Genomic DNA, 22,868 nt, shown 5'->3' with positions numbered 1-22,868 from the left:
TCAACCCGTCGCTGCGCGAGTTTTATCAACGCCTACGTGCCAAGGGCAAGGCTGGCAAGGTGGCTCTGGTGGCGGCCATGCGCAAGTTGCTGGTCATCCTCAACGCCAAGATGCGGGATCAACTGGCGGCTGCCGCCACCAGTTGATCAAGACAGTTGCTCTCCCGCCGGCAGAGGGATTGGGGTGAGGGTAGGTGGCAAAGCGCTCGCTACGTTTAACCGCATGCGGCCTCGCCCTTCCCCTCGTCCACCCCTTCGGGTCCCCTGCTCCCCGAGGGAGAAGGGGACCACTTGCGGTCTGCGGTCGTCTGCGTTGCCACCACCCGGTGCGACCCGGGACTGCGAAAGGCCTGCCACTTTGCCCGTGCCATCCCGTGCCATCCCGTCCCGCCCAATCACACCCTCAACCGCACCCCATCACCCGCGCAACGCCGCAGCATGCTGTGCGATGTGCTCGCCAATGAAACTGGCGATGAAGTAATAACTATGGTCGTATCCGGGCTGCATGCGCACGCTCACCGGATACGCCGCGGCCTTGGCCGCCTGTTCGAACAGGACGGTTTTCAGCTGATTTTCCAGAAATTCGTCAGCATCTCCCTGATCGATCAGCAACGGCAGCCGCTCCTGCGCCTGCGCAATGAGCGCAGTGGCATCGTAGGCCTTCCAGGCAGCGCGATCCTCGCCCAGATACTGCCCAAACGCTTTTTCGCCCCACGGCACCTGACTGGGTGCCACGATCGGCGAGAACGCCGACACGCTGCGATAGCGGCCCGGGTTCTTCAATGCGATGGTCAAGGCGCCATGCCCGCCCATCGAATGGCCGCTGATGGCACGCGCACCGGTGGTGGCGAAATGCGCCTCGATCAGCGCCGGCAATTCATTCACCACGTAGTCGTACATACGGTAGTGCGCCGCCCACGGCTGCTGCGTGGCATCGACGTAGAAGCCGGCGCCTTTACCGATGTCGTAGCCTTCCGCATCGGCCACATCGTCGCCGCGCGGGCTGGTATCCGGCGCCACCAGGATCACGCCGTGCTCGGCGGCATAGCGCTGCGCGCCGGCCTTGCTGATGAAATTCTGCTCGGTACAGGTCAGACCGCTAAGCCAGTACAGCACCGGCAATGGGCCATCGGCCGCCTGCGGTGGAAGATAGACACCAACCTGCATGCTGCACGCCAGGCTCTGCGACTGATGCCGATACACATCCTGCCAGCCGCCGAAACAGGCGCGGTGTTCGATACGTTCCATGAAGATTCCTTACGAAGAGAAAACCCTGCGGCCGGATCGCCGGCCGCAGGGTTGGACCATCAATGCAGCAAACCCTTCTTGCGTGCCACCTGCGTCGACAACGCATCCATCAACGCCGGCGACAGGCAGTCGTAGGGCGGCAAGCCCAGCTCGGTCAGGCGCGCACGCACGCCATCCATCTGCTCCGGCGGCGTGCCGGTTTCGATGATGGACGAGACAAAAGCGGCAAATCCCGGCGCCGACCAGCCCTGCTGCCTGGACAACTCGGTGTGCACGAAATCCAGTCCGTAGAACGCATGCTCCTTGTTCTCGATGCGGCCGAACAGGTGCACACCGCAGCCGGTGCAGGCATGGCGCTGGATCGCCGCGCTTTCATCGACGATCTTCAGCTTTTCTTCGTGCGCGGTCACCTTGACCTTGTCCCGCGGCGCCACCGCGATCACCGAAAAGGTCGCGCCCTCGGGTTTCCAGCATTTACTGCAGCCGCATGCGTGGTTGTGCGCGGTCTGCGCAGCCACTTCTACCGTGACCTTGTCGGTGGCGCAGTGGCACTCCAGGGTTCCCCCCTGAAAGTTCTCTGCACCGCCTCGCGCAACACCACCATCTACCGAAGGATGAATCGACACATTAGTCATTACGCCCCTCCCGGAGTCTCGGGTCCCACGTGCGCGGAAGCGGCCGCGCGCCGCTCCTGGCCGTCTGGTCAGAAATGAATCACGGTGCGGATCGACTTGCCTTCATGCATCAGGTCGAAGGCGTGGTTGATCTCGTCCAGCGGCATGGTGTGGGTGATGAACGGATCCAGATCGATCTCGCCCTTCATCGACTGCTCCACCATGCCCGGCAATTGCGTGCGGCCCTTGACCCCACCGAATGCCGAGCCGCGCCACACGCGGCCGGTCACCAGCTGGAATGGACGGGTGCTGATTTCCTGGCCTGCGCCGGCCACACCGATGATGACGCTCTCGCCCCACCCCTTGTGGCAACACTCCAGTGCCGAACGCATCACGTTGACGTTGCCGATGCACTCGAAGCTGAAATCCACCCCGCCGTCGGTCAGCTCGACGATGACGTCCTGGATCGGCTTGTCGTAATCCTTCGGATTGATGCAGTCGGTGGCGCCCATGCTGCGCGCAAGCTCGAACTTGCCAGGGTTGGTGTCGATGGCCAGGATGCGCCCGGCCTTGGCCTGCACCGCGCCCTGGATCACCGCCAGCCCGATGCCGCCCAGACCGAACACCGCCACGCTTTCGCCCGGCTTGACCTTGGCGGTGTTGTGCACCGCACCGATGCCGGTCGTGACGCCGCAACCGAGCAGGCAGACCTTTTCCAGCGGCGCCTCCGGATTGACCACCGCCAGCGAGATCTCCGGCACCACGGTGTATTCGCTGAAGGTGCTGCAGCCCATGTAGTGGTAAATCGGCTCGCCGTTATAGGAAAAGCGCGTGGTGCCGTCCGGCATCAGGCCCTTGCCCTGGGTGGCGCGCACCGCCTGGCACAGGTTGGTCTTGCCGGACAGGCAGAACTTGCACTTGCGGCATTCGGCGGTGTACAGCGGGATGACGTGGTCACCGACCTTGACGCTGGTGACGCCTTCGCCCACCTGCTCGACAATGCCGCCGCCTTCGTGGCCGAGCACCGACGGGAAGATGCCTTCCGGGTCGTCACCGGACAGCGTGAAGGCATCGGTGTGGCACACGCCGGTATGGGTGATGCGGACCAGCACTTCGCCAGCCTTCGGCGGTGCGACGTCGATCTCGACGATTTCCAGCGGCTTGCCGGGTCCGAATGCAACTGCTGCACGGGATTTCATGGAATAACGCTCCTGACAGGGATGTTCGGGGACGGGCGCGGCGATGCCGGCCCGGTGGGAGTTCATTTGAGGTAGGACCGGACCAGACCGAGCAGGTCCTGCACGCGTTCGGCACGTTGCGCATCGGACGCGGCGGCATGCCCGAAATCTTCACGGATATGCGCTTCAAGTACCTGCGACATCAGCCCATTGACGGCCCCCCGGATCGCGGCGATCTGCTGTAGCACCGGGGCGCAGTCTGCGCCCGACTGCAGCGCGCGCTCAAGCGCGTCGCACTGCCCGCGCAAGCGCCGTACCCGCGCCAGTGCGCGTTTCTTTTCCAGCGGTGAATGCGGCATGCCGGCCCTCGACCCAGGATACTGGGGGGCAGTATAGGGAAATCCGGAAAAAAAGCGATGCCGATGCAGGCAATGCTGCATCCCGCAGAGAACTTGCCATGAACAGTGGTGGCGCTCACACCAGCGCCAAGCTGCGCTTCGGCGCCTTTTGATCAGGCCGGAAGGCAGCACCTGCTGCATTGCCGCACCCGCGTGCGCAGCGCGCGAAGAGGTCTAGCGCCCCGCGGACGCCTCACGGGTCTGCTTGAACTGCCTGCAGGCATCGCGGAAGCGCTGCAGGTTCGGCGAAAAGAACTTGTCGCGATGCCAAATCAGGAAGAACCGCCGGGTCAACCGCGGCAGCCCGCTGCTGAGTGGCTGCAGCTTCTTCGATGCGATCAGCCCGTCCACCACCCACCGCGACAGACAGCTCACGCCCACCCCTTGCACCAGCATGTTCTTGATCGCCTCGGAGCTGCCGATCTGGCGGGTATCGGAGAGCGTATGCAGATGCCGCAGCAGCGCCTGTTCTACTTCTTCGCGCGTGCCCGAGCCTGGCTCGCGCAGCAGCCAGTCGGCATCGCGCAGCTGGGCCGGCGTGACCCTGGACCGCTTGGCCAACGCATGCCGGCTGCCGACCACCACCACCAGCTCATCCAGCAACCAGGGTTCGGCGTGCAGTTCCGGCAGATGACACGGCCCTTCGATCAGGCCCATATCGAGCTCGAAGTTCGCCACCTTGCCGGCAATACTGCTGCTGTTGGCGCTGTCCATGTCCATGCGCAACCCGGGTGCCTGCGTGTGCAGCGCCCGCAGCACCAGCGGCAACACGTAGTTGCCGATGGTCGTACTGCAGCCAATCTTCAGGCGACCTGCCAACGCGGCAGCGCCCGGCGTGACTCCGGCCTCGATCGCGTGGGCGCCATCGAGCAGCTTGCGTGCCTGCGGCAGCAGTGCGGCACCGACATCGTTGAGCACCAGCCGCTTGCCCACCCGATCGAACAGCTGCGTGTCCAGCGCATGCTCCAGGTCGTTGAGCGCCGCACTGGTGGCCGACTGCGACAACGCCACGGCCAGCCCGGCACCGGTGGTGCTGCCATGCTGGGCGATGGCGCAGAAGATCTGGAGCTGGCGCAGCGTCAGACGCACGACCTACCTGCTTTCCGGGTAATCGCTATCGATATTACCCGTTTTACAGCTATACCCATCGGTTCGACACTACGGCCATCACCATCGCATCGCCTCTGATCATGCGCACTCCCAACGCACTGCCGGGCACCCGGCGACTTCGTCCCTTGACTGCGTTGTCCGGCCAACGCGAGCTCGTCCGTCAGTTCGCCCCGAACTGGTTTGCCGCCACCATGGGCACCGGCGTCTTCGCGCTGGCGCTCGGGCAACTGCCCCGGCATAGCCCGGCCCTGGCCGCCGTGGGCGAACTCTTGTGGCTGTGCAACGGCGCCCTGTTCCTGTTGTTCAGCCTGCTGTATGCGGCACGCTGGGTGCTCTTTTTTGATGAAGCCCGGCGGATCGTCGGGCATGCCTCTGCGGCGCTGTTCCTGGGCACCATTCCGATGGGGCTGGCGACCGTGATCAACGGCCTGCTGCTGTACGGCGTGCCTCGCTGGGGCAGTGCCGTTGTCCCACTGGCCGAGGCGCTGTGGTGGATGGATGTGGCACTTGCACTGGCATGCGGGGTGGGCGTGCCGTATCTGATGTTCACCCGCCATCAGCATCGCCTCCAGGACATGACTGCGCTGTGGCTGCTGCCGGTGGTCGCCGCCGAGGTGGCCGCTGCCAGCGGCGGCCTGTTGGCAGCGCAGCTGGCAGATCCGCAGACGCAATTCGTTGTGACCATCGCCAGCTACGCGCTATGGGCGTACTCGGTACCGGTGGCGATGAGCATGCTGGTGATCCTGCTGCTGCGTATGGCGTTGCGTCCGCTGCCGCCGGCCAGCATGGCGGCCTCGATCTGGCTGTCACTCGGCCCGCTCGGCACCGCTGCACTGGGCATGCTGTCGATCGGCCAGCACGCTCCCGCCATTTTCGCCGCGCATGGCCTGGCCGAGATCGGACGCATCGCCGGTGGTCTGGGCGTGATGGGTGCGGTGCTGTTCTGGGGCGCGGGGGCGTGGTGGCTGCTGCTGGCGGGGTTGATCACGGCCGGTTACTTCCGTGCCGAAGTGCCATTCAACCTCGGCTGGTGGGGCTTCACCTTTCCGCTGGGCGTGTACGCGCTGGCCAGCCTGAAACTCGGTACCGCGCTGCACCTGGCGTTCTTCGATGTCACCGGCACGGTGCTGGTGTTGGCACTGGCGGCGTTCTGGGCGGTCACGGCAAGCAGGACTGCGCTGGGCGCGTATCGCGGCGACCTGTTCGTGTCGCCATGCCTTTCCGATGCGCAGCGGGATGCCGCCGCGCAGTGACGCGTGTGGTGGACAGCAGCAGCCAATGCGCTGGCGCACCGCGTGCAGCGGCGGCAGGCGGTGTTGCAACCGGCCGCAGCGCCAGATCAGCGCTCGACGACTACGGGTGCCGCACCGATCGCCGCCTCGGCGGCGTGCTCGGGTAGCGAGGCCAGCACCGCAGCGCGGAAGCGCGCCGGAAATGCGCTGTCATTGGCCTGGTAGAACGCACGGGCATTGGCCGACAGGTGATCGAGCGCTGTCTGCGACAGCGCCAGTGCAGCCTCCACCGCATGCGCAATGCCTGGCCCATCAACGTAGTAATACGACGCCAGGCGCCGCTGACGCACCTCGGCCACCGGGATCAGCACGCCATGCTCCGGGCTGACCAGCTCGTTCATGGGTTCGCCATCGGTGGCCAGGGTCACCGCTCCCACGCTGAGCGCCTCCATCAGGTAATGCCCGAAGCCTTCGGCCTCGGAAGGGCAGATGTGGAACAGGTGCGCGTTCTGCAACCGGCGCAGTTCGGCGTCGTCCAGATAGCGGACCCGGTGATCGATATTGGGCGCAACCACCGGCTTGCCGGCGGTGCGCGGGTTCTGCACCACCGTCAGCAACGGCCATTCCGGGTGCTGCTTCCAGGTCTCCAGCAATACCCGCGTGCCCTTGGCGGTACTGCGCCCGGCAAGATGGAAGAATGCGCGCTGGCGCGGCACCTGCGCATCGAAGCGGTCTGGGCTGGTGAAGCCGATGTAGCGTGTGGTGCAGCCCAGGTTCTGGAAGATGCGCTCGGCGTGGTGGGTCTTGCACAACACCGCATCGAACTTCGGCAGCAACGGCAACCATTTGGGCAACAGCCACTCCGGGTTGGGCACCAGCAGATTCCTCTGCCCCAACGGCAGGCAGCGCGCGTAGACGCGTTCGGAAAAGATCTGCAACGGCACCCGGCCAAACAGTGCGCGACTGGCCCACAGCCGGATTTCGCGCCCGGTATCCTGCAGCCGCTGACTGGTGAAACCCAGCTCTTGCACCGGCACGCCGCCGGCACGCAGGGTCTGCGCCATCAGTACCATGTCACGGGTCAGGCCCACGCCATTGTCGCGGCTGATCACCCGCATCATCGGAAATGCCTTGCCATGCGCACGCTCGCCACCGGGGTGGCACAGTGTCGAAGCGATGATGTCCTGTGTAATGTCTCGTCCCGTCATGTCGCTTTGCACGTGTGCCAATGGTTGACAAATTCGATCATTATGATGGCTGTTCCAGCCATGTACCTGCGAGCACCATGTATCCGGCAGCCTCAGCCTCCACCCTGCGCGGGCCAGCGTCCGTGCCACCGATGACGACTTCCATGGACCTGCAGCAACCCCGTGTTCTTGTGGTCGACGACGACCCCGACCTGCGCAAGCTGATCGGCGAGTTCCTGAGCGCCCATGGCTACCAGGTGGACGTGGCCGAGAACGTGGCGGACATGCGCACCAGCATGGCACGGCAGCGTCCGGATCTCATCGTACTCGACGTGATGATGCCTGGAGAAGATGGGCTGAGCGCAGCCCGCGCCCTGGCCAGCGAGCGCGGTTCACCGGCGGTCATCATGCTCAGCGCGTTGGGCAACGATACCGACCGCATCATCGGCCTGGAAGTGGGTGCCGACGACTACCTCGCCAAACCCTGCAATCCGCGGGAGTTGCTGGCCCGCGTGCGTGCACTGCTGCGCCGCAGCCAGGCCAGCAGCGAGCAGGCCGACCAGCGCGGCAACGTCTACGAATTCGCCGGCTGGCGGCTGGACGTGGTGCGGCGCGACCTGCGCGACCCCACCGGCATCTTCATCAATCTGTCCGACGGCGAATTCGCCCTGCTGCGCACCTTCGTCGAGCACCCGCAGCGCGTGCTCAGCCGCGATCAGCTGCTGGACTATGCCCGTGGCCGCGACACCGATGTCTACGACCGCGCCATCGACAGCCAGATCAGCCGCCTGCGCCGCAAGATCAATGAGCGCGTCCATACCGAGTTGATTCGCACCGTACGTAACGAAGGCTACATGCTGCTGCCGAGCGTCTCGCGCCTGTGAGCAAACCGGCACGGCGCGGGCTGTCGATCTTTGCCCGTACTTTCGTGTTGCTGGCGGTGGCCCTGCTCACCGCCCAGATCATCGGTATTGCCCTGCTGGTGATGCGGACCCCGGTCTACGAGCCGCCGGTGCATCCGCCGGAAGTGGTGGCACTGCTGTCCACGCGCATGCCGGCCGGCACCCAGACCCTGAAGGTGCACGATGGTGCGCAGGCGCCGACACCCCCGGCAGACCAGGTCCGCGACCCGTTCGCGGAAATGCTGCTGGCCCATTGGCTGGATGTGGACAAGCGCCACGTGCGGTTCTACCGCAGTGCAGAGGGCCGCAACGACCCGTTCCCGGACAGCGACCAGGCGCAGCGTGCGCCCGATCTGCAACCCAACAGCGAAGCCGAAGGCCGCGGCAGCTCGCCGCCGATGGCACCCCGCTGGCACCCAAACCGGGCGGCCGATGCGGCCCCTTTCGGCAACGGGCTGCGCCCGGCCCAGTCGCCGGAGGATTGGGAAAGCGAACGGCTGACGCCCGGCGTGCCGCTGCTGGACGGCTTCACCGCCGCACTGCAGCAGCCCGATGGCCGCTGGCGCACGGTGGAATCACCGCGCCGGCGGCTGTCGGCCGAGTTCAAGACCCATATCGTGCTGCTGTTTCTGGCCGGCCTGCTGGCCAATGTGCCGCTGGCCTGGTGGTTCTCACGCGCATTGTCGGCGCCGATCAAGCGCTTTGCCGAAGCTGCCGACCGACTGGGCCGCAATCCCCACGCCGCCGCCCTGCAGCGCAGCGGCCCGCCGGAGATCGTGCGTGCGGCCGATTCGTTCAATGCCATGCAGGGCCGCCTGAACCGCCTGATCAACGAGCGCACCCACATGGTCGCTGCCATCGCGCACGACCTGCGCACGCCGCTGGCACGGTTGTCGTTTCGCCTGGACGACCTGCAACCGCCACTGCGCGACAAGGCCCTGGCCGATATCGACGAGATGAAGGCGATGATTTCCGCAGCACTGGATTTCATCCAGAACGATCGTCATCGCGGCGAACGCGCGCCGCTGGATCTGCGCCTGCTGGTGGAGAGCGTGGTCGACAATGCCACCGACATCGGCGCCGACGCGGTGCTACTGCCCGGCCCGGCGATCACCCTGGATGGCGACCCATTGGCATTGCGCCGCGCGGTGATGAATCTGCTCGAAAATGCGCTGAAATACGGCAAATGCGCACGCCTGCAACTCCAGCGCGACGGCGAAGACGGGGTGCTCTGGATCGACGATGACGGCCCGGGCATCGATCCGTCGCAGCGCGAACAATTGCTGCTGCCGTTCGTGCGCGGCGAGTCCTCGCGCAACCGCGGCACCGGCGGCATCGGCCTGGGCCTGTCGGTGGCGCACAGCATCGTGCTGGCCCATGGCGGCGACCTGCGCCTGGACAATCGCGCCCAGGGCGGGCTGCGCGTGACCGTGCGCCTGCCGTGCATGCCGGAGCGGCGCTGACCTCGAGCACGCCGGTCGGTCACTGGGGCTTAGATCGATCATGTGGGCGTGGACACGTGGCGATCAGTATCCGGCTTCAGCACTGCCCGCAAGTCGGCAGCCCTTGCGAAGACGGCTCAGAAAGCTGACAACGCGTGGCGAGCAGTCGTCAGGTGCGTGTGGACAGGGCATCCGAAACCTGAGCGGACGCGTAGCCCGCCGCCGACTCCGGACAACGCCCGCGCCCGCCTGGCGGCAGCGCAGTCGTTGTGTTCGCTGCTTTTGGTGGAAACAGCGCAAGCACTCCACCTCGCCCCCAGCGCATTCCACATCAAGACCCGGCCAGACGCGCGGCAATGCCAGCGCGTCCGTCACTGCCGGTCTCGATTCAGTAGGCGAACTCGCGGAACACGTGATCGACATCGCCCTTCCACGCGCCGTGATACAGCGCCAGCTTGCGCTCGGCGGCGGTGATCCCGCTCTCGGCGATCTCGGCAATCACATCCAGAAACCCGGTTTCGTCCTGGCCGTCGCGATTCAGGCGCGCACGCCGGCGCAGTCCCTCGCGGGCGATGTTGACCGCCTCCACCGCCAGGTCGCGCACGGTGCCATTGCGGAACGGCAGGCCCAATGCATGCCTGGGCACGCCATCACGCAAGGCGTGGCGCTCGGTGGGGCTGAAATCCTTGACCAGGTCCCAGGCCGCATCCAGAGCGGTGTCGTCGTACAGCAGACCCACCCAGAACGCCGACAGTGCGCACAGGCGATTCCACGGACCGGCATCGGCGCCGCGCATTTCCAGATACTTCTTCAAACGCACTTCCGGGAATGCGGTGGTCATGTGATCGGACCAGTCGCGCAGCGTCGGCAATGCGCCCGGCAATGCCGGCAGCTTGCCTTGCATGAAATCGCGGAAGCTCTGCCCGCTGGCATCGACATAGACGCCGTTGCGGTACGAGAAATACATCGGCACATCGAGCAGGTAATCGACGTAACGCTCGTAGCTGAAGCCGTCCTCGAACACGAAATCCAGCATGCCGGTGCGGTCGGCGTCGGTGTCGGTCCAGATATGCGAGCGGTAGCTCAGGTAGCCGTTGGGCTTGCCCTCGGTGAACGGCGAATCGGCGAACAAGGCAGTGGCGATCGGCTGCAGCGCCAGCGAGACGCGGAACTTCTTCACCATGTCCGCTTCGGTGGCGTAATCCAGGTTGACCTGCACCGTGCAGGTGCGCGTCATCATGTCCAGGCCGAGCGAACCGACCTTGGGCATGTAGTTCTTCATGATCTGGTAGCGGCCTTTGGGCATCCATGGCATCTGGTCGCGGCGCCACTTGGGCTGGAAGCCCATGCCCAGGAACCCGAGCTGCAACTCGCCCGCCACCTGCGCCACTTCGTCCAGATGGGTGCCGGTTTCCACGCAGGTGTGGTGCAGGGTTTCCACTGCCGCACCTGACAGTTCCAGCTGGCCAGCCGGCTCCAGCGTCACCGATGCGCCGTCGCGCAGCAGCGCGATGGTATGGCCGTTTTCCTGCACCGGCTCCCAGCCGAAACGGGTCAGCCCGATCAGCAACGCCTCGATGCCGCGTGCGCCGTCGAAGGTGGGCGCGCGCAGGTCGTCGAGCTGGAAGCCGAACTTCTCGTGCTCGGTGCCGATCCGCCAGTCAGCGCTGGGCTTCTCGCCGGAGGCGAGGACCTGCACCAGTTCCGCGCGTTCGGTGATCGGCGTTTCGGCAACGTGGCTGGGACTCGACAAGGGCAGGCTCGCAAACGAAAGGGGTGGGACGATGTGGGGATCCTCCCCAGCCACCGCAAGGCCCGCACTATAACCGCCCGGCGCGAAAGGATTGGCGACACCGGCAGGGCATGACATTTCCATCGATGCGCGCCCGCCATCGCCGGCAGCGGCGGCGTGATCCACGTCAACCTGCCAGGCTGCACGGCCCGGGCAAGCAGCGCCCTCCGGCAAGACCCGACATCACAGCGCGGCAGCCCTTCTCGCCCGCCATGCTGGGCAGGACGCCCACGACCGCATGCGACCTGCCGATCCCTGCAGGCTGCAGCGCGCGCACCCGTGCTCGTGTCCATCCATCCCGCCCGGCATGCGGCTTGAAACGCAAACGGCGGACCGAAGTCCGCCGCCGCTATGACACCCTGGGCATCGGCCCAGGCCTGACAATCGTGTTGCACGGCATCATTGCGGCGTGGTGGTTTCCACGTCCAGGCCCAGCCAACCGCCGACGATGCCGCGCAGTTCGTCCACGCCCTGGCGCGATTCGCCCGAGTAGGTCTGCACGGTCACGCTGTCGCCAAAGCGCGAGGTCACTTCCTTCTTGACCTTCTGCAGGGTCTGCATCTGCTGGCCACGGCCGAGCTTGTCGGCCTTGGTCAGCAAACCGTGCGCGGGCAGGCCGCGCTCGGCCGCATAGCCGAGCATCTGCAGGTCGTAATCCTTGAGCGGATGGCGGATGTCCATCACCACCACCAGGCCGCGCAGCGCCTCGCGGGTGCGGAAATAGCGGTCGATGAACGCCTGCCAGTGCGCCTGCAGGTCCTGCGGCACCTTGGCGTAGCCGTAACCGGGCAGATCCACCAGATAGCGCTCGGGCTGGATCTGGAAGAACACCAACTGCTGGGTGCGGCCGGGGGTCTTTGACACCCGGGCCAGTGCGTTCTGGCGGGTCAGCGCGTTGAGCGCGCTGGATTTTCCGGCGTTGGAGCGGCCGGCGAAGGCGACCTCGTAGCCGCCATCGTCGGGCAATTGCCGGGCGTTGTGGGCGGACAGGTGGTAGCGGGCTTGTTCGATAAGGAGCGACATCCCCCTAGGATCGCACGTTCGGGCGCTGCCGGTTTTGCTGCACTGTTCGTTGACCCTGGCGCAAAGGCGTGTCGATAATCGAAGTACGCCTGCCACAGCCAGTACCCAACGCGCGCGGGCCGGGTCCATACGGAGCTTTAGCTGATGCGCCATGCTCGTGTGCTAGTCCTCGCCGCCCTCGCCGTGCCGGTCGTTGCGGCCGTGGCGTTTGCGCAATCGGCGGTCACGCCGATCCCCGATCCACCGCCCGTGCGGGTTGCGCCGCTGGAGGTGGATCTGGCCAAGACCACCTGGGGCGATGCCAAGGCCGGCCAGGCCAAGGCGGCCGCCTGCGCGGCCTGCCACGGCCCGGACGGCAATCCGGCGGTGGCGATGTATCCGCGCATCGCCGGGCAAACCGAGCGCTACGTTGCGCATCAGGTGGCCTTGATCGCCAGCGGCGAGCGCAATACCGGGATGTCGGCGGTGATGGTGCCCTTCGTCAAGGACCTCACCGCGCAGGACATGCGCGACCTGGGCGCCTATTTCGCCACCCAGAAGTCCGCCGCCGGCGTGGCCGACGATGCGGTGATCGCCGAGGGTCCGTACCAGGGGATGAAGTTCTACGAAGTTGGCGAAAAGCTTTACCGCGGCGGCGACGTGGCGCGTGGGGTCCCGGCATGCATGGCCTGCCATGGCCCGTCTGGTGGCGGCAACCCGGGCCCGGCCTATCCGCGCCTGGGCGGCCAGCACGCCGAGTACGTGGCGCGGCGCCTGAAGGAATACCAGGCCGGCACCACCCAGGAGCGCAATCCGGCGCTGTTCAATATCATGGCGCAGGTGGCACGCCCGCTGACCGAGCAGGAGATCCAGGCGCTGTCCAGCTATCTGCAAGGTCTGCACGACCGCGCCGACGATGCCGCCGCTGCACAGACGCCTGCCGGGACACCGGCGCGCTCATGAGCTGAGGCGCCCACCTGCCCCACCGTGTCACGACGCCGGTCCCGCGACCGGCGTCGTCGTTTCCCGCCCCCTCTCTCATCCCCCACGGAGCCTGCATGAACCTGTTTTCCCGTTTGTCCCTGCTGTTGTTGATCCTGGTGCCGCTGGCGGCCTGTGCCGCCGACAAGAAGGCCGCGCCGGTCGAAGGCGAGGACTACACCCTGATCGACGGCGGCCAGCCGTACGCGCCGCTGGCCGGCAAGGTCGAAGTGGTGGAAGTGTTCGGCTACACCTGCCCGCACTGCGCGCATTTCGAGCCGGTGCTGGAGGCCTGGGTCGCCAAGCAACCGTCCTACGTGCGCTTCACCCCGGTGCCGGCGGCGTTCGGCGGCTTCTGGGATGCGTTTGCGCGTGCTTACTTCGCCGCAGACATCCTCGGCGTGGCCAAGCGTAGTCACCGCGCCATGTTCGATGCCATCCACGAAAAGCAGAGCGTGCCGACCCAGAACGTCTCCCCGGAAGAACTGGCTGCGTTCTATGCCGACTACGGCGTACCGCAGCAGCGCTTCGTGGACACGTTCAAGAGCGAGGCGGTGGACGCCAGGCTCAAGGCGGCGCGCGAGTTCGCACAGCGCAGCAAGCTGCCCGGCACCCCGGCCATCATCGTCAACGGGCGCTACCTGATCGGCGCGCGAAATTACCCGGACATGTTGAAGATTGCCGACTACCTCATCGCCCGCGAGCACGCCGGGCCGGCCAAGCGCTGAACCGCATAACCGCCAGCGACGGCCGCGCGTGGCATCATGCGCCCCGCGGCCGCCCGGCCCTTTCCTCGCCCACGCTGGAGATTCCATCCGATGAAGACCCGCTTCGCCCTGACGCTGATGGCGCTGCTCCCGATCCTGGTCGCCTGCAAGGCCCAGGACGGCTCGTCCGACACCGCGCCCGCCGCCACCACGCCCGCTGCCGAAACAGCGCCCGCTCCGGCCGCCGCGACGCCGGCTGCCGATCCGGCGGCTCCACCTGCTGCTGGCGAAAGCGCCACTACCCCGCCACCTGCCGCGCCCAGCGCCGCCCCGCGCGCGCCCAACGGCCCGGAGCCGGTCGCCGGCACCGACTATGTGGATATCGAAGGTGGTCAGCCGTACCAGCAGGCCGCCGGCAAGATCGAAGTGGCCGAGGTGTTCGGCTATGTCTGCCCGGCCTGCAACGCGTTCCAGCCGCTGATCGGCCCGTGGAAGGCCGGCCTGCCCTCGGACGTGCATTTCGTCTACGTGCCGGCGATGTTTGGCAACTATTGGGATGACTACGGCCGCGCCTTCTACGCCGCCGAGACCCTGGGCGTGCAGGAAAAGACCCACGAAGCGCTGTACAAGGCCATCCACGTCGACCAGACCCTGAAGGGCGAGCGCGGCAAGGATTCGGTGCAGGACATCGCCGCGTTCTATGCCAAGTACGGCGTGGACCAGAAGACCTTCATCGACACCATGAGCAGCTTCGGCGTCTCGGCCAAGACCAACCGCGCCAAGCAGTTCGCCACCCGCAGCAAGATCACCGGCACGCCGTCGCTGATCGTCAACGGCAAGTACCTGGTCAAGGGCCAGAGCTTCCCGGACATGCTGCGCATCGCCGATCACCTGATCGCGCGCGAACGCGCCACGCTGGCCAAGTGAGCCGGGTGACCGCAGCATCGTGAACGCTTCGGACTCGCGCACCCTGCGGGTGCTGACCGCCAATATCCAGGCCGGCTCCAGCACCCGCCGTTACAGCGATTACGTGACCCGCAGCTGGTCGCATGCGTTGCCGCTAGGCGCAAAGCGCACCAGCCTGGACAGCATCGCCAAGCTGGCCGGCGACCGCGACATCGTCGGCCTGCAGGAGGCCGACCCCGGCAGCCTGCGCTCGGGCTTCACCAACCAGACCCACTATCTGGCCGAACGTGCCGGTTTCCACTACTGGAGCCATCAACCCAACCGCCGCATGGGCGGGGTGGCCTCCAGCGCCAACGGCCTGCTGAGCAAGCTGGAACCGCTGGAAGTGCAGGACCATGCCCTGCCCGGCCGCATCGGCGGGCGCGGCATCCTGCTGGCCAAGTTCGGGCAGGGCCGCGATGGCCTTGCCGTGGCAGTGGCGCATCTGTCGCTGGGCGCCAACTCGCGCATGGCGCAGCTGGCCTTCATTGCCGAACTGTTGTCCGAGCATCCCAATGTGATGTTGATGGGCGATTTCAACTGCGTGGCCGACCGCCCGGAAATGCAGGCCCTGTACCGCCATACCCGATTACAGCCTCCGGGCTGCGTGGTGCACACCTTTCCCAGCTGGCGGCCGGATCGTGCCATCGACCATATCCTGGTCAGCGACAGCCTGGTGATCGAACACACCGAGGCCATTCCTGCCGCGTTCTCCGATCACCTGGCAGTCGGTATGGATATCCGCGTTCCGCTGCAGTTACTGCGCTAGCGCACGCAAAGTGCCGACGGGTTCGCACTGGCGAACTCGACCGACGACACCCCCTAGACACCGCCTGTGCGATAACGCAGGCGGTTTTTCGTTGGGAGCACGTCACGTGATACGCAGCGTATGAGTGCGTCGGTATGAGTGCAGTCGAACCGCAGCCGTCGCCGGTGCGCACCTTGCGGCCGGTGTTTTTGCTGGCGGCGACGGTGGTGTGCACATTCGCCTTGCTGGTTGCGCTGTTTCCGCTGGACGCTGGCCGCGTGTTGCTGGATGCGCAGACCTGGGCCTCGCGCAATGTCGGCTGGTACTACCTGCTGGCGATGACGCTGTATCTGGTCTTCGTGCTCGGCACCGCTTTGTCCAGCTACGGCAACATCAAGCTCGGCGCCGATCACGACGAGCCGGAATTCAGCTATCTCTCGTGGGCCGGCATGCTGTTTGCCGCCGGCATCAGCATCACGCTGTTCTTCTTCTGCGTCTCCGAACCGCTGACCCACTATCTACAACCGCCACAAGGCGGCACCGGCAGTGGCGAAGCGTCCGCACGGCAGGCGATGCAGTTGCTGTTCCTGCATTGGGGCTTGCATGGCTGGGGGGTGTTTGCGCTGGCGGCGATGGCGCTGGCGTATTTCGCCTTCCGGCATAACCTGCCGCTGGCCCTGCGCTCGGCGCTGTATCCACTGATCGGCAAACGCATCAACGGACCGATCGGTTACACCGTGGATGCGCTGGGCATCGTGGCAACGGTGTTCGGCATCGGTGCGGACATGGGCTTTGGCGTGCTGCATCTCAACGCCGGGCTGAGCACCTTGTTCGATGTGCCGCATACGCACTGGGTACAGGTCGCGTTGATCGTGGCGATGATGGGCGCGGCGATTGTTGTAGCGGTGTCCGGCGTTGAAAAAGGCGTGCGCTGGATGTCGGACATCAACATGCTGCTGGCGATCGCGCTACTGCTGTTCATGCTGTTTGCCGGCCCCACGCAATACCTGCTCAATGCCTTGATGCAGAACCTGGGCGACTACCTGGGCAGCGTGGTCGGCAAGAGTTTCGACGTCTATGCCTATGGCGGCCGTGCCGACTGGCTGGGCAACTGGACGGTGTTCTACTGGGCGTGGTGGATCGGCTGGGCACCGTTCGTCGGCCTGTTCATTGCGCGCATCTCGCGCGGCCGCACCATTCGCGAATTCGTGCTGGGCGTGTTGTTGATCCCGCTGGGATTCACCCTGGCGTGGCTATCGATCTTCGGCAACAGCGCGCTGGATCAGTTGCTGCATCATGGCCAGGGCGCATGGGCGCAACAGGCCATCGATGCGCCGCAGACGGTGCTGTACTCGCTACTGCAAAGCTACCCGTGGAGCCGCACGGTGATCACGGTGACGGTAGTGATCAGCTTCGTGTTCTTTGTCACGTCGGCCGACTCCGGCACCGTGGTGCTGTCCACGCTGTCCTCGCACGGCGGCGAGCCGCACGACGACGGCCCACGCTGGCTACGTGTGTTCTGGGGCGTGCTCACTGCCGTGGTCACTGCAGGTTTACTGCTGGCCGGCAGCATGGATGCGCTGAAATCGGCGGTAGTGCTGGCCTCGCTGCCATTCTCCGCGGTGCTGCTGCTGATGGCATGGGGCCTGTCACGCGCATTGAGCGAGGAATCGCAGCGCAAACGCGCTCAGCTTTACAGCCCCAGTCCGCTCATCGGGCAATCGCGTCATCACGGTGGCTGGCGTCAGCGCCTGGGCCAGGCGATGCACTTCCCGGCACGCGATGAGGTCTACCGCTTCATGCACGACCAGGTACGCCCGGCGATCGGGGCGGTGACCACGCAATTGCAGGAAGAGGGCTGGAACGTCAGCAGCCGGATCGACGACGGCGACATGGAGATCAGCGTCGATCACGGCGAACAACAAGGCTTCCGTTACCAGGTGGTGATGCGCGGCTATCTCACACCGTCCTTCGCCGCGCAGCGCTTCCGCAACCAGCGCTACTACCGCGCCGAAGTCTATCTCTACGAAGGCAGCCAGGACTACGACCTGGTTGGCTACAGCCGCGAACAAATCATCAACGACATCATCGATCAATACGAGCGTCACCTGCAGTTCTTGCACCTCACGCGCTGAGCTGCCTCGCTGCGGCGACCGTCCCAAGGAGGTTAGTCATGCCACGTTTTCCCGACCAGCTGCTGTACATCGGCGGCCGTTATGTTCCCGCCCGCGGCGGCCACACATTCGAAGTCACCAACCCCGCCACCGGCGAGGTGCTGGCCAACGTGCACAACGCGGGCGCCGACGACCTGGACGCTGCGGTCGACAGCGCCAAGGCCGGCCAACGCGTATGGGCCGCGCTGACGACGGTGGAGCGCTCGCGCATCCTGCTACGTGCGGTCGCGTTGCTGCGCGAGCGCAACGACGCGCTGGCCGAGCTGGAGACGCTCAACACCGGCAAGCCGTTGAGCGAAACGCGCAGCGTGGACGTGGTGACCGGTGCCGATGTGCTGGAGTACTACGCCGGCGTCGCGCAGGCATTGCAGGGTGCGCAGGTCCCGCTGCGCGAAGGCAGCTTCTTCTACACCCGGCATGAGCCGCTGGGGGTGGTCGGTGCGATCGGCGCGTGGAACTACCCGATCCAGATCGCGCTATGGAAAGCCGCACCGGCACTGGCCGCGGGCAACGCGATGATCTTCAAGCCCAGCGAAGTCACCCCGCTCACCGCACTCAAGCTGGCGGAACTGTTCACCGAAGCCGGCCTGCCCGATGGCGTGTTCAACGTGCTGCCGGGCGATGGCGCCAGCGTGGGCACCGCACTCACCGAACATCCGCAGATCGAAAAGATCAGTTTCACCGGGGGCACCGCCACCGGACGCAAGGTGATGGCCAGCGCATCGAGTTCGTCCTTGAAAGATGTGACCATGGAGCTGGGCGGCAAATCGCCGCTAATCGTGTGCGCCGATGCGGATCTGGATCTGGCCGCCGACATCGCGATGATGGCCAACTTCTACAGCTCCGGGCAGGTCTGCACCAATGGCACCCGCGTCTTCGTGCCGCGCGCGCTGCGCACCGCCTTCGAAGCGCGGCTGCTGGCGCGTGTGCAGCGCATCCACATCGGCGACCCGCTCGATGAGCGCACCACCTTCGGCCCGATGGTGAGCGCCGCGCATATGCAGCGCGTGCTGGACTACATCGACCAGGGCAAGGCCGAAGGTGCACGCCTGCTTTGCGGCGGCGAGCGGCTACGCGACGGCGCGCTGGCACAGGGCTATTACGTGGTACCGACCATCTTCAGCGATTGCAGCGACGTGATGACCATCGTGCGCGAGGAAATCTTCGGGCCGGTGCTGAGCCTGCTCACCTACGACGACGAAGACGAAGCGGTGACCCGTGCCAATGCCACCACCTACGGATTGGCTGCCGGTGTGGTCACGCCCGATCTGGCGCGTGCGCATCGGCTGATCCACCGCCTGGAAGCAGGCATCTGCTGGATCAACACCTGGGGCGAATCGCCCGCACCGATGCCGGTGGGCGGTTACAAGCAGTCCGGTGTGGGTCGCGAAAACGGCCTGGCCACCCTGCAGGCGTATACGCGCACCAAGTCGATCCAGATCGAACTGGAACGCTACGCCTCGGTGTTCTGAGCGACTGGCAACACCTGGCACACCGTCGCCAGCAATGTCGGCGGCGTGCAGACGCTGCAGTGTGCGGGTAGCGCTGCCGCTTCGAGCACCGGCATCAATGCCCACTGCGCAATCGTTTTGAAAGCCGCTTCACGCCGGCACCGCAACAGGAGACCACCATGCAACGCGAATACGACTACATCATCATCGGCGCCGGTTCGGCAGGCAACGTGCTGGCCGCGCGCCTGACCGAAGATCCGGGCGTCACCGTGTTGCTGCTGGAAGCGGGCGGGCCGGACTACCGGCTGGACTTCCGTACCCAGATGCCGGCCGCGCTGGCATTCCCGTTGCAGGGCCGCCGCTACAACTGGGCCTATGAAACCGAACCGGAGCCGCACATGGACAATCGGCGCATGGAGTGCGGGCGCGGCAAGGGCCTGGGCGGTTCGTCGCTGATCAACGGCATGTGCTACATCCGCGGCAACGCGCTCGATTTCGACCACTGGGCCAAGCGCCCGGGGTTGGAAGACTGGAGCTACCGCGATGTGTTGCCGTACTTCCGCAAGGCCGAGACGCGCGACATCGGCGCCAATGACTATCACGGCGGCGAAGGCCCGGTGAGCGTGGCCACGCCCAAAAATGACAACAACGTGCTGTTCCATGCCATGGTCGATGCCGGCGTGCAGGCTGGCTACCCGCGTACCGACGATCTCAACGGCTATCAGCAGGAAGGCTTCGGGCCAATGGATCGCACCGTGACGCCACGCGGACGGCGCGCAAGTACTGCGCGCGGCTATCTGGACATGGCCAAGCCGCGCGATGGCCTGCAGATCGTCACCCATGCCACCACAGACCGCATCCTGTTTGCCGGCAAGCGCGCGATCGGCGTGCATTACCTGGTGGGCAACAGCAGCGAGGGCATCGATGCGCATGCGCGCCGCGAAGTGCTGGTGTGTGCGGGCGCCATCGCCTCACCGCAGCTGTTGCAGCGCTCCGGTGTCGGCGCGCCCGACCTGCTGCGTGCACTCGACGTCCAACTGGTCCACGACCTGCCCGGCGTCGGCCAGAACCTGCAGGATCATCTGGAGGTCTACATCCAGTACGCGTGCACCAAGCCGGTCTCGTTGTACCCGGCGCTGCAATGGTGGAACCAGCCTGCGATTGGTGCCGAGTGGCTGTTCGCCGGCACCGGCACCGGTGCCAGCAACCAGTTCGAAGCCGGCGGTTTCATCCGCACGCGCGACGAGTTCGACTGGCCCAACATCCAGTACCACTTCCTCCCCGTCGCGATCAATTACAACGGCAGCAATGCGGTGAAGGAGCATGGCTTCCAGGCGCACGTGGGTTCCATGCGCACGCCCAGCCGCGGCCGCGTGCATGCCAAGTCGCGCGACCCGCACCAGCATCCGTCGATCCTGTTCAACTACCAGTCCACTGACCAGGACTGGCAGGAATTCCGCGACGCGATCCGCATCACCCGCGAAATCATCGCCCAGCCCGCACTCGATGCGTATCGCGGCCGCGAGATCAGCCCCAGTGCCGATTGCAAGACCGACGCCGAGCTGGACGCATTCGTGCGTTCGCGTGCAGAAACCGCGTATCACCCATCGTGCTCGTGCGCGATGGGTACCGATGACATGGCCGTGGTGGATGGACAAGGCCGCGTGCACGGCATGGAAGGCCTGCGTGTCATCGACGCCTCGATCATGCCGCGCATCATCACTGGCAACCTCAATGCCACCACCATCATGATCGCCGAGAAGATCGCCGACCGCATGCGGGGGCGCACGCCGCTGCCGCGCAGCACCGCCGATTACTACATCGCCGGCGACGCGCCGGTGCGTCGGTAACGCTCGGCTGATGCCGTGCGGATGCGTGCGGCGCACCGACGCGGCACGCATCCGCCGCGAAGCACCGCTGCCTGCTTAAGGATGCCCCTAGCCAGTGCGCGCCGGCGGCCCTGCATCGCCCGGCGACAGCGCCGCCAGGCGCGGCATGCCATCGCTTCGCACACGTGGGATATCCTTCGCGCATGAACTCGGATATCCACCCGGAAGCCGCCATCGCGCCCGGCTATCTGGCCAACCATGCCGCGCGCGTCTTCAATCGCAGCGTCGACGCGCGCCTGCGCGAACACGGACTGACGCTTGCGCTGATTGCGCCGTTGCTGCTGCTGTCCTGGAAAGGCCCGATGCTGCAGCGGGACCTGGTGCGCCACTCCGCAGTGAAGCAACCTGCGATGGTGGCGCTGTTGGACAAGCTCGAAGCGATGGCGCTGATTGCGCGCGAGGCGTTGTCCAGCGACAAACGCGCCGCCACCGTCCGGTTGACCGATGCTGGCAAAGACGCTGCCGCCACCGGACGCACCGCGCTGCTGCATTTCAATGCCGTCGGCGTCTCGGGATTTTCCAGCGAGGAAGCCGAGCTGCTGACCGTTCTGCTTGGCCGACTGATCGCCAATCTGGAAACCGCCGCAAGCGAATAGCATCACGCATGATATTTAAGTATCATGCGTGATATACATTCACTGCAGGAGCGGCATCATGTCCCCTCGGATTCTCATCAGTGGCGCAAGCGTCGCTGGGACCACTGCAGCATGGTGGCTTGACGCCTATGGAATCGACGTCGAAGTCGTCGAACGCGCGCCGGCCTTCCGCGATGGCGGCCAGAACGTCGACGTGCGCGGCAGTGCCCGCGAGGTGCTGCGTCGCATGGGACTGGAAGCGCGTGCATTCGAACGCAGCACCCAGGAGCTCGGCACCGATTGGGTGGGCGAAGACAATCGCGTCATTGCGCGCTTCAAGGCAGACGACTCCGACACCGACAGCGGACCCACCGCCGACCTGGAAATCCGTCGCGGCGACCTTGCGCGCATCCTCTACGACGCCACCCGCGAGCGCGTGCCCTATCGCTTCGACGACAGCATCTGCGACCTTGCCCAGGACCAGGACGGCGTCGACATCACCTTCCACAGTGGCCGCTCCGCACGCTACGACGCTGTCATCGTCGCCGAAGGCGTGGGGGCGCACACCCGTGAGCTGGTGTTTCCCGGCGAGAACGTGCCGTACTGGATGGATATGACCATCGCGTACTTCAGTATCCCCCGACTCCCGCACGACAGTGCGTATGCCCGGCAATACAACACGGTGGGCGGACGCGGCGCGACGTTGAAACCCGCGCTGGACGGCAAGCTGGGCGCCTATCTCGGCCTGCAGAAGCGGCCCGAGGGCGAGAACACGTGGAGCCTGGAACGGCAAAGGCGCTACATGCAAGCGCAATTTGCCAACGACGGCTGGGAATTTCCGCGCATTCTCGAGGTGATGAAGGATGTCGACGATTTCTACTTCGAAGTACTGCGGCAGGTACGCATGCCGCGCTGGTCCGCCGGCCGGGTGGTATTGACCGGCGATGCCGCGTGGTGCCCCACATCGCTGTCGGGCATCGGCACGACGCTGGCGATGGTCGGCAGCTATGTGCTGGCCGGTGAACTCGCCCAGGCCAGCACAGCGCCGCAGGCGTTTACGCACTACGAACGCATCATGCGTCCGTTCGTCAAAGAGGGGCAGAACGTCCCCAAGATCGTCCCGCGCCTGCTCTGGCCGCACTCCGCTGTCGGGCTGAGGCTGCTGCGCGGCGCAATGCGCCTGGCAGGCACCCCGCTGGTCCGACGCATCATCAACAACAGCTTCGCGCGCGATTCCAACAGCATCGCCTTGCCGGACTATCGCCCGGTGGAGCCGCGCTGAAACGGCTGTTGT

Annotated in this window: 19 protein-coding genes, 1 other RNA gene and 3 pseudogenes; 14 read left to right on the top strand and 9 right to left on the bottom strand. The window is 65.7% G+C overall.

The features are described 5' to 3' along the window. Nucleotides 1–146, top strand: a pseudogene (locus tag A7D17_RS23730) (IS110 family transposase); the annotation flags it as partial. A 270-nt stretch (nucleotides 147–416) separates the two neighbouring features. Here the strand turns inward: A7D17_RS23730 and fghA are convergent. The 5 genes from fghA to A7D17_RS17840 form a co-directional block, all read right to left on the bottom strand. Then, nucleotides 417–1,247 (bottom strand): S-formylglutathione hydrolase, encoded by an 831-nt coding sequence (fghA, locus tag A7D17_RS17860; RefSeq protein ID WP_064510316.1) that lies wholly within the window; start codon nucleotides 1,245–1,247, stop codon nucleotides 417–419. Between the two features lie 59 nt (nucleotides 1,248–1,306). After that, nucleotides 1,307–1,882 carry an S-(hydroxymethyl)glutathione synthase gene (gfa, locus tag A7D17_RS17855; RefSeq protein WP_064510315.1) on the bottom strand — a complete coding sequence of 192 codons (576 nt, stop codon included), beginning with the start codon at nucleotides 1,880–1,882 and terminating at the stop codon, nucleotides 1,307–1,309. Between the two features lie 68 nt (nucleotides 1,883–1,950). After that, nucleotides 1,951–3,060 carry an S-(hydroxymethyl)glutathione dehydrogenase/class III alcohol dehydrogenase gene (locus A7D17_RS17850; protein WP_064510314.1) on the bottom strand — a complete coding sequence of 370 codons (1,110 nt, stop codon included), beginning with the start codon at nucleotides 3,058–3,060 and terminating at the stop codon, nucleotides 1,951–1,953. 62 nt (nucleotides 3,061–3,122) lie between these two features. Continuing rightward, complete coding sequence (locus A7D17_RS17845) at nucleotides 3,123–3,398, bottom strand: metal/formaldehyde-sensitive transcriptional repressor (protein ID WP_046963271.1); 276 nt, start codon at nucleotides 3,396–3,398, stop codon at nucleotides 3,123–3,125. 213 nt (nucleotides 3,399–3,611) lie between these two features. Then, nucleotides 3,612–4,526, bottom strand: a complete 915-nt coding sequence (locus A7D17_RS17840; RefSeq protein ID WP_064510313.1) for a LysR family transcriptional regulator — start codon at nucleotides 4,524–4,526, stop codon at nucleotides 3,612–3,614. Nucleotides 4,527–4,627: 101 nt separating this feature from the next. Here A7D17_RS17840 and A7D17_RS17835 point away from each other — a divergent pair, with 101 nt between their 5' ends. Next, nucleotides 4,628–5,800 (top strand): TDT family transporter, encoded by a 1,173-nt coding sequence (locus tag A7D17_RS17835; protein WP_064510312.1) that lies wholly within the window; start codon nucleotides 4,628–4,630, stop codon nucleotides 5,798–5,800. A gap of 86 nt (nucleotides 5,801–5,886) precedes the next feature. Here A7D17_RS17835 and A7D17_RS17830 read toward each other — a convergent pair whose 3' ends face one another. After that, nucleotides 5,887–6,987, bottom strand: coding sequence for a glycosyltransferase (locus tag A7D17_RS17830; protein WP_064510339.1), 1,101 nt, complete (start codon nucleotides 6,985–6,987; stop codon nucleotides 5,887–5,889). A 143-nt stretch (nucleotides 6,988–7,130) separates the two neighbouring features. Between A7D17_RS17830 and A7D17_RS17825 the strand changes: the two genes are divergently transcribed. From A7D17_RS17825 to A7D17_RS17820, 3 genes and pseudogenes are all read left to right on the top strand, one after another. Next, nucleotides 7,131–7,850, top strand: a complete 720-nt coding sequence (locus A7D17_RS17825; RefSeq protein WP_082862115.1) for a response regulator — start codon at nucleotides 7,131–7,133, stop codon at nucleotides 7,848–7,850. Further along, nucleotides 7,847–8,171 (top strand): annotated as a pseudogene (locus A7D17_RS25275) (two-component sensor histidine kinase); the annotation flags it as partial. The gene A7D17_RS17825 and the pseudogene A7D17_RS25275, both read left to right, overlap by 4 nt. 131 nt (nucleotides 8,172–8,302) lie before the next feature. Further along, nucleotides 8,303–9,331: pseudogene (locus A7D17_RS17820) on the top strand (ATP-binding protein); the annotation flags it as partial. Between the two features lie 122 nt (nucleotides 9,332–9,453). Here the strand turns inward: A7D17_RS17820 and A7D17_RS17815 are convergent. The 3 genes from A7D17_RS17815 to yihA form a co-directional block, all read right to left on the bottom strand. After that, nucleotides 9,454–9,530, bottom strand: a non-coding RNA gene (locus A7D17_RS17815) — sX9 sRNA. Between the two features lie 168 nt (nucleotides 9,531–9,698). After that, nucleotides 9,699–11,063, bottom strand: a complete 1,365-nt coding sequence (locus tag A7D17_RS17810) for a glutamate--cysteine ligase (protein ID WP_064510310.1) — start codon at nucleotides 11,061–11,063, stop codon at nucleotides 9,699–9,701. A 438-nt stretch (nucleotides 11,064–11,501) separates the two neighbouring features. Then, nucleotides 11,502–12,125, bottom strand: a complete 624-nt coding sequence (gene yihA, locus A7D17_RS17805; protein ID WP_064510309.1) for a ribosome biogenesis GTP-binding protein YihA/YsxC — start codon at nucleotides 12,123–12,125, stop codon at nucleotides 11,502–11,504. A 144-nt stretch (nucleotides 12,126–12,269) separates the two neighbouring features. Here yihA and A7D17_RS17800 point away from each other — a divergent pair, with 144 nt between their 5' ends. The 9 genes from A7D17_RS17800 (at nucleotide 12,270) to A7D17_RS17760 (ending at nucleotide 22,856) form a co-directional block, all read left to right on the top strand. Beyond that, nucleotides 12,270–13,067, top strand: coding sequence for a c-type cytochrome (locus tag A7D17_RS17800; protein WP_064510308.1), 798 nt, complete (start codon nucleotides 12,270–12,272; stop codon nucleotides 13,065–13,067). A gap of 95 nt (nucleotides 13,068–13,162) precedes the next feature. Further along, nucleotides 13,163–13,813: a thiol:disulfide interchange protein DsbA/DsbL gene (locus tag A7D17_RS17795; protein WP_064510307.1), complete on the top strand. Its 651-nt coding sequence runs from the start codon at nucleotides 13,163–13,165 to the stop codon at nucleotides 13,811–13,813. A 90-nt stretch (nucleotides 13,814–13,903) separates the two neighbouring features. Beyond that, nucleotides 13,904–14,719: a thiol:disulfide interchange protein DsbA/DsbL gene (locus A7D17_RS17790; RefSeq protein ID WP_064510306.1), complete on the top strand. Its 816-nt coding sequence runs from the start codon at nucleotides 13,904–13,906 to the stop codon at nucleotides 14,717–14,719. A gap of 49 nt (nucleotides 14,720–14,768) precedes the next feature. Continuing rightward, the gene (locus A7D17_RS17785; protein WP_082862128.1) at nucleotides 14,769–15,506 is read left to right on the top strand and encodes an endonuclease/exonuclease/phosphatase family protein; all 738 of its coding nucleotides are present in this window, start codon (nucleotides 14,769–14,771) and stop codon (nucleotides 15,504–15,506) included. A 134-nt stretch (nucleotides 15,507–15,640) separates the two neighbouring features. Further along, nucleotides 15,641–17,620 carry a choline BCCT transporter BetT gene (gene betT, locus A7D17_RS17780; protein WP_064510304.1) on the top strand — a complete coding sequence of 660 codons (1,980 nt, stop codon included), beginning with the start codon at nucleotides 15,641–15,643 and terminating at the stop codon, nucleotides 17,618–17,620. 38 nt (nucleotides 17,621–17,658) lie between these two features. Next, complete coding sequence (gene betB, locus A7D17_RS17775) at nucleotides 17,659–19,131, top strand: betaine-aldehyde dehydrogenase (protein WP_064510303.1); 1,473 nt, start codon at nucleotides 17,659–17,661, stop codon at nucleotides 19,129–19,131. Between the two features lie 158 nt (nucleotides 19,132–19,289). Then, nucleotides 19,290–20,960 carry a choline dehydrogenase gene (betA, locus tag A7D17_RS17770; protein WP_064510302.1) on the top strand — a complete coding sequence of 557 codons (1,671 nt, stop codon included), beginning with the start codon at nucleotides 19,290–19,292 and terminating at the stop codon, nucleotides 20,958–20,960. 182 nt (nucleotides 20,961–21,142) lie between these two features. Then, nucleotides 21,143–21,595, top strand: coding sequence for a MarR family winged helix-turn-helix transcriptional regulator (locus tag A7D17_RS17765; protein ID WP_064510301.1), 453 nt, complete (start codon nucleotides 21,143–21,145; stop codon nucleotides 21,593–21,595). Nucleotides 21,596–21,653: 58 nt separating this feature from the next. Beyond that, on the top strand, nucleotides 21,654–22,856 hold the full coding sequence (locus tag A7D17_RS17760) for an FAD-dependent monooxygenase (RefSeq protein WP_064510300.1): 1,203 nt from the start codon (nucleotides 21,654–21,656) through the stop codon (nucleotides 22,854–22,856). The last annotated feature ends 12 nt before the right edge of the window (nucleotides 22,857–22,868 follow it).

It is taken from the genome of Xanthomonas floridensis (assembly GCF_001642575.1).
In the GTDB taxonomy this organism is placed as follows: Bacteria; Pseudomonadota; Gammaproteobacteria; order Xanthomonadales; family Xanthomonadaceae; genus Xanthomonas; species Xanthomonas floridensis.
This window is presented reverse-complemented; position numbering and strand designations above follow the sequence as displayed.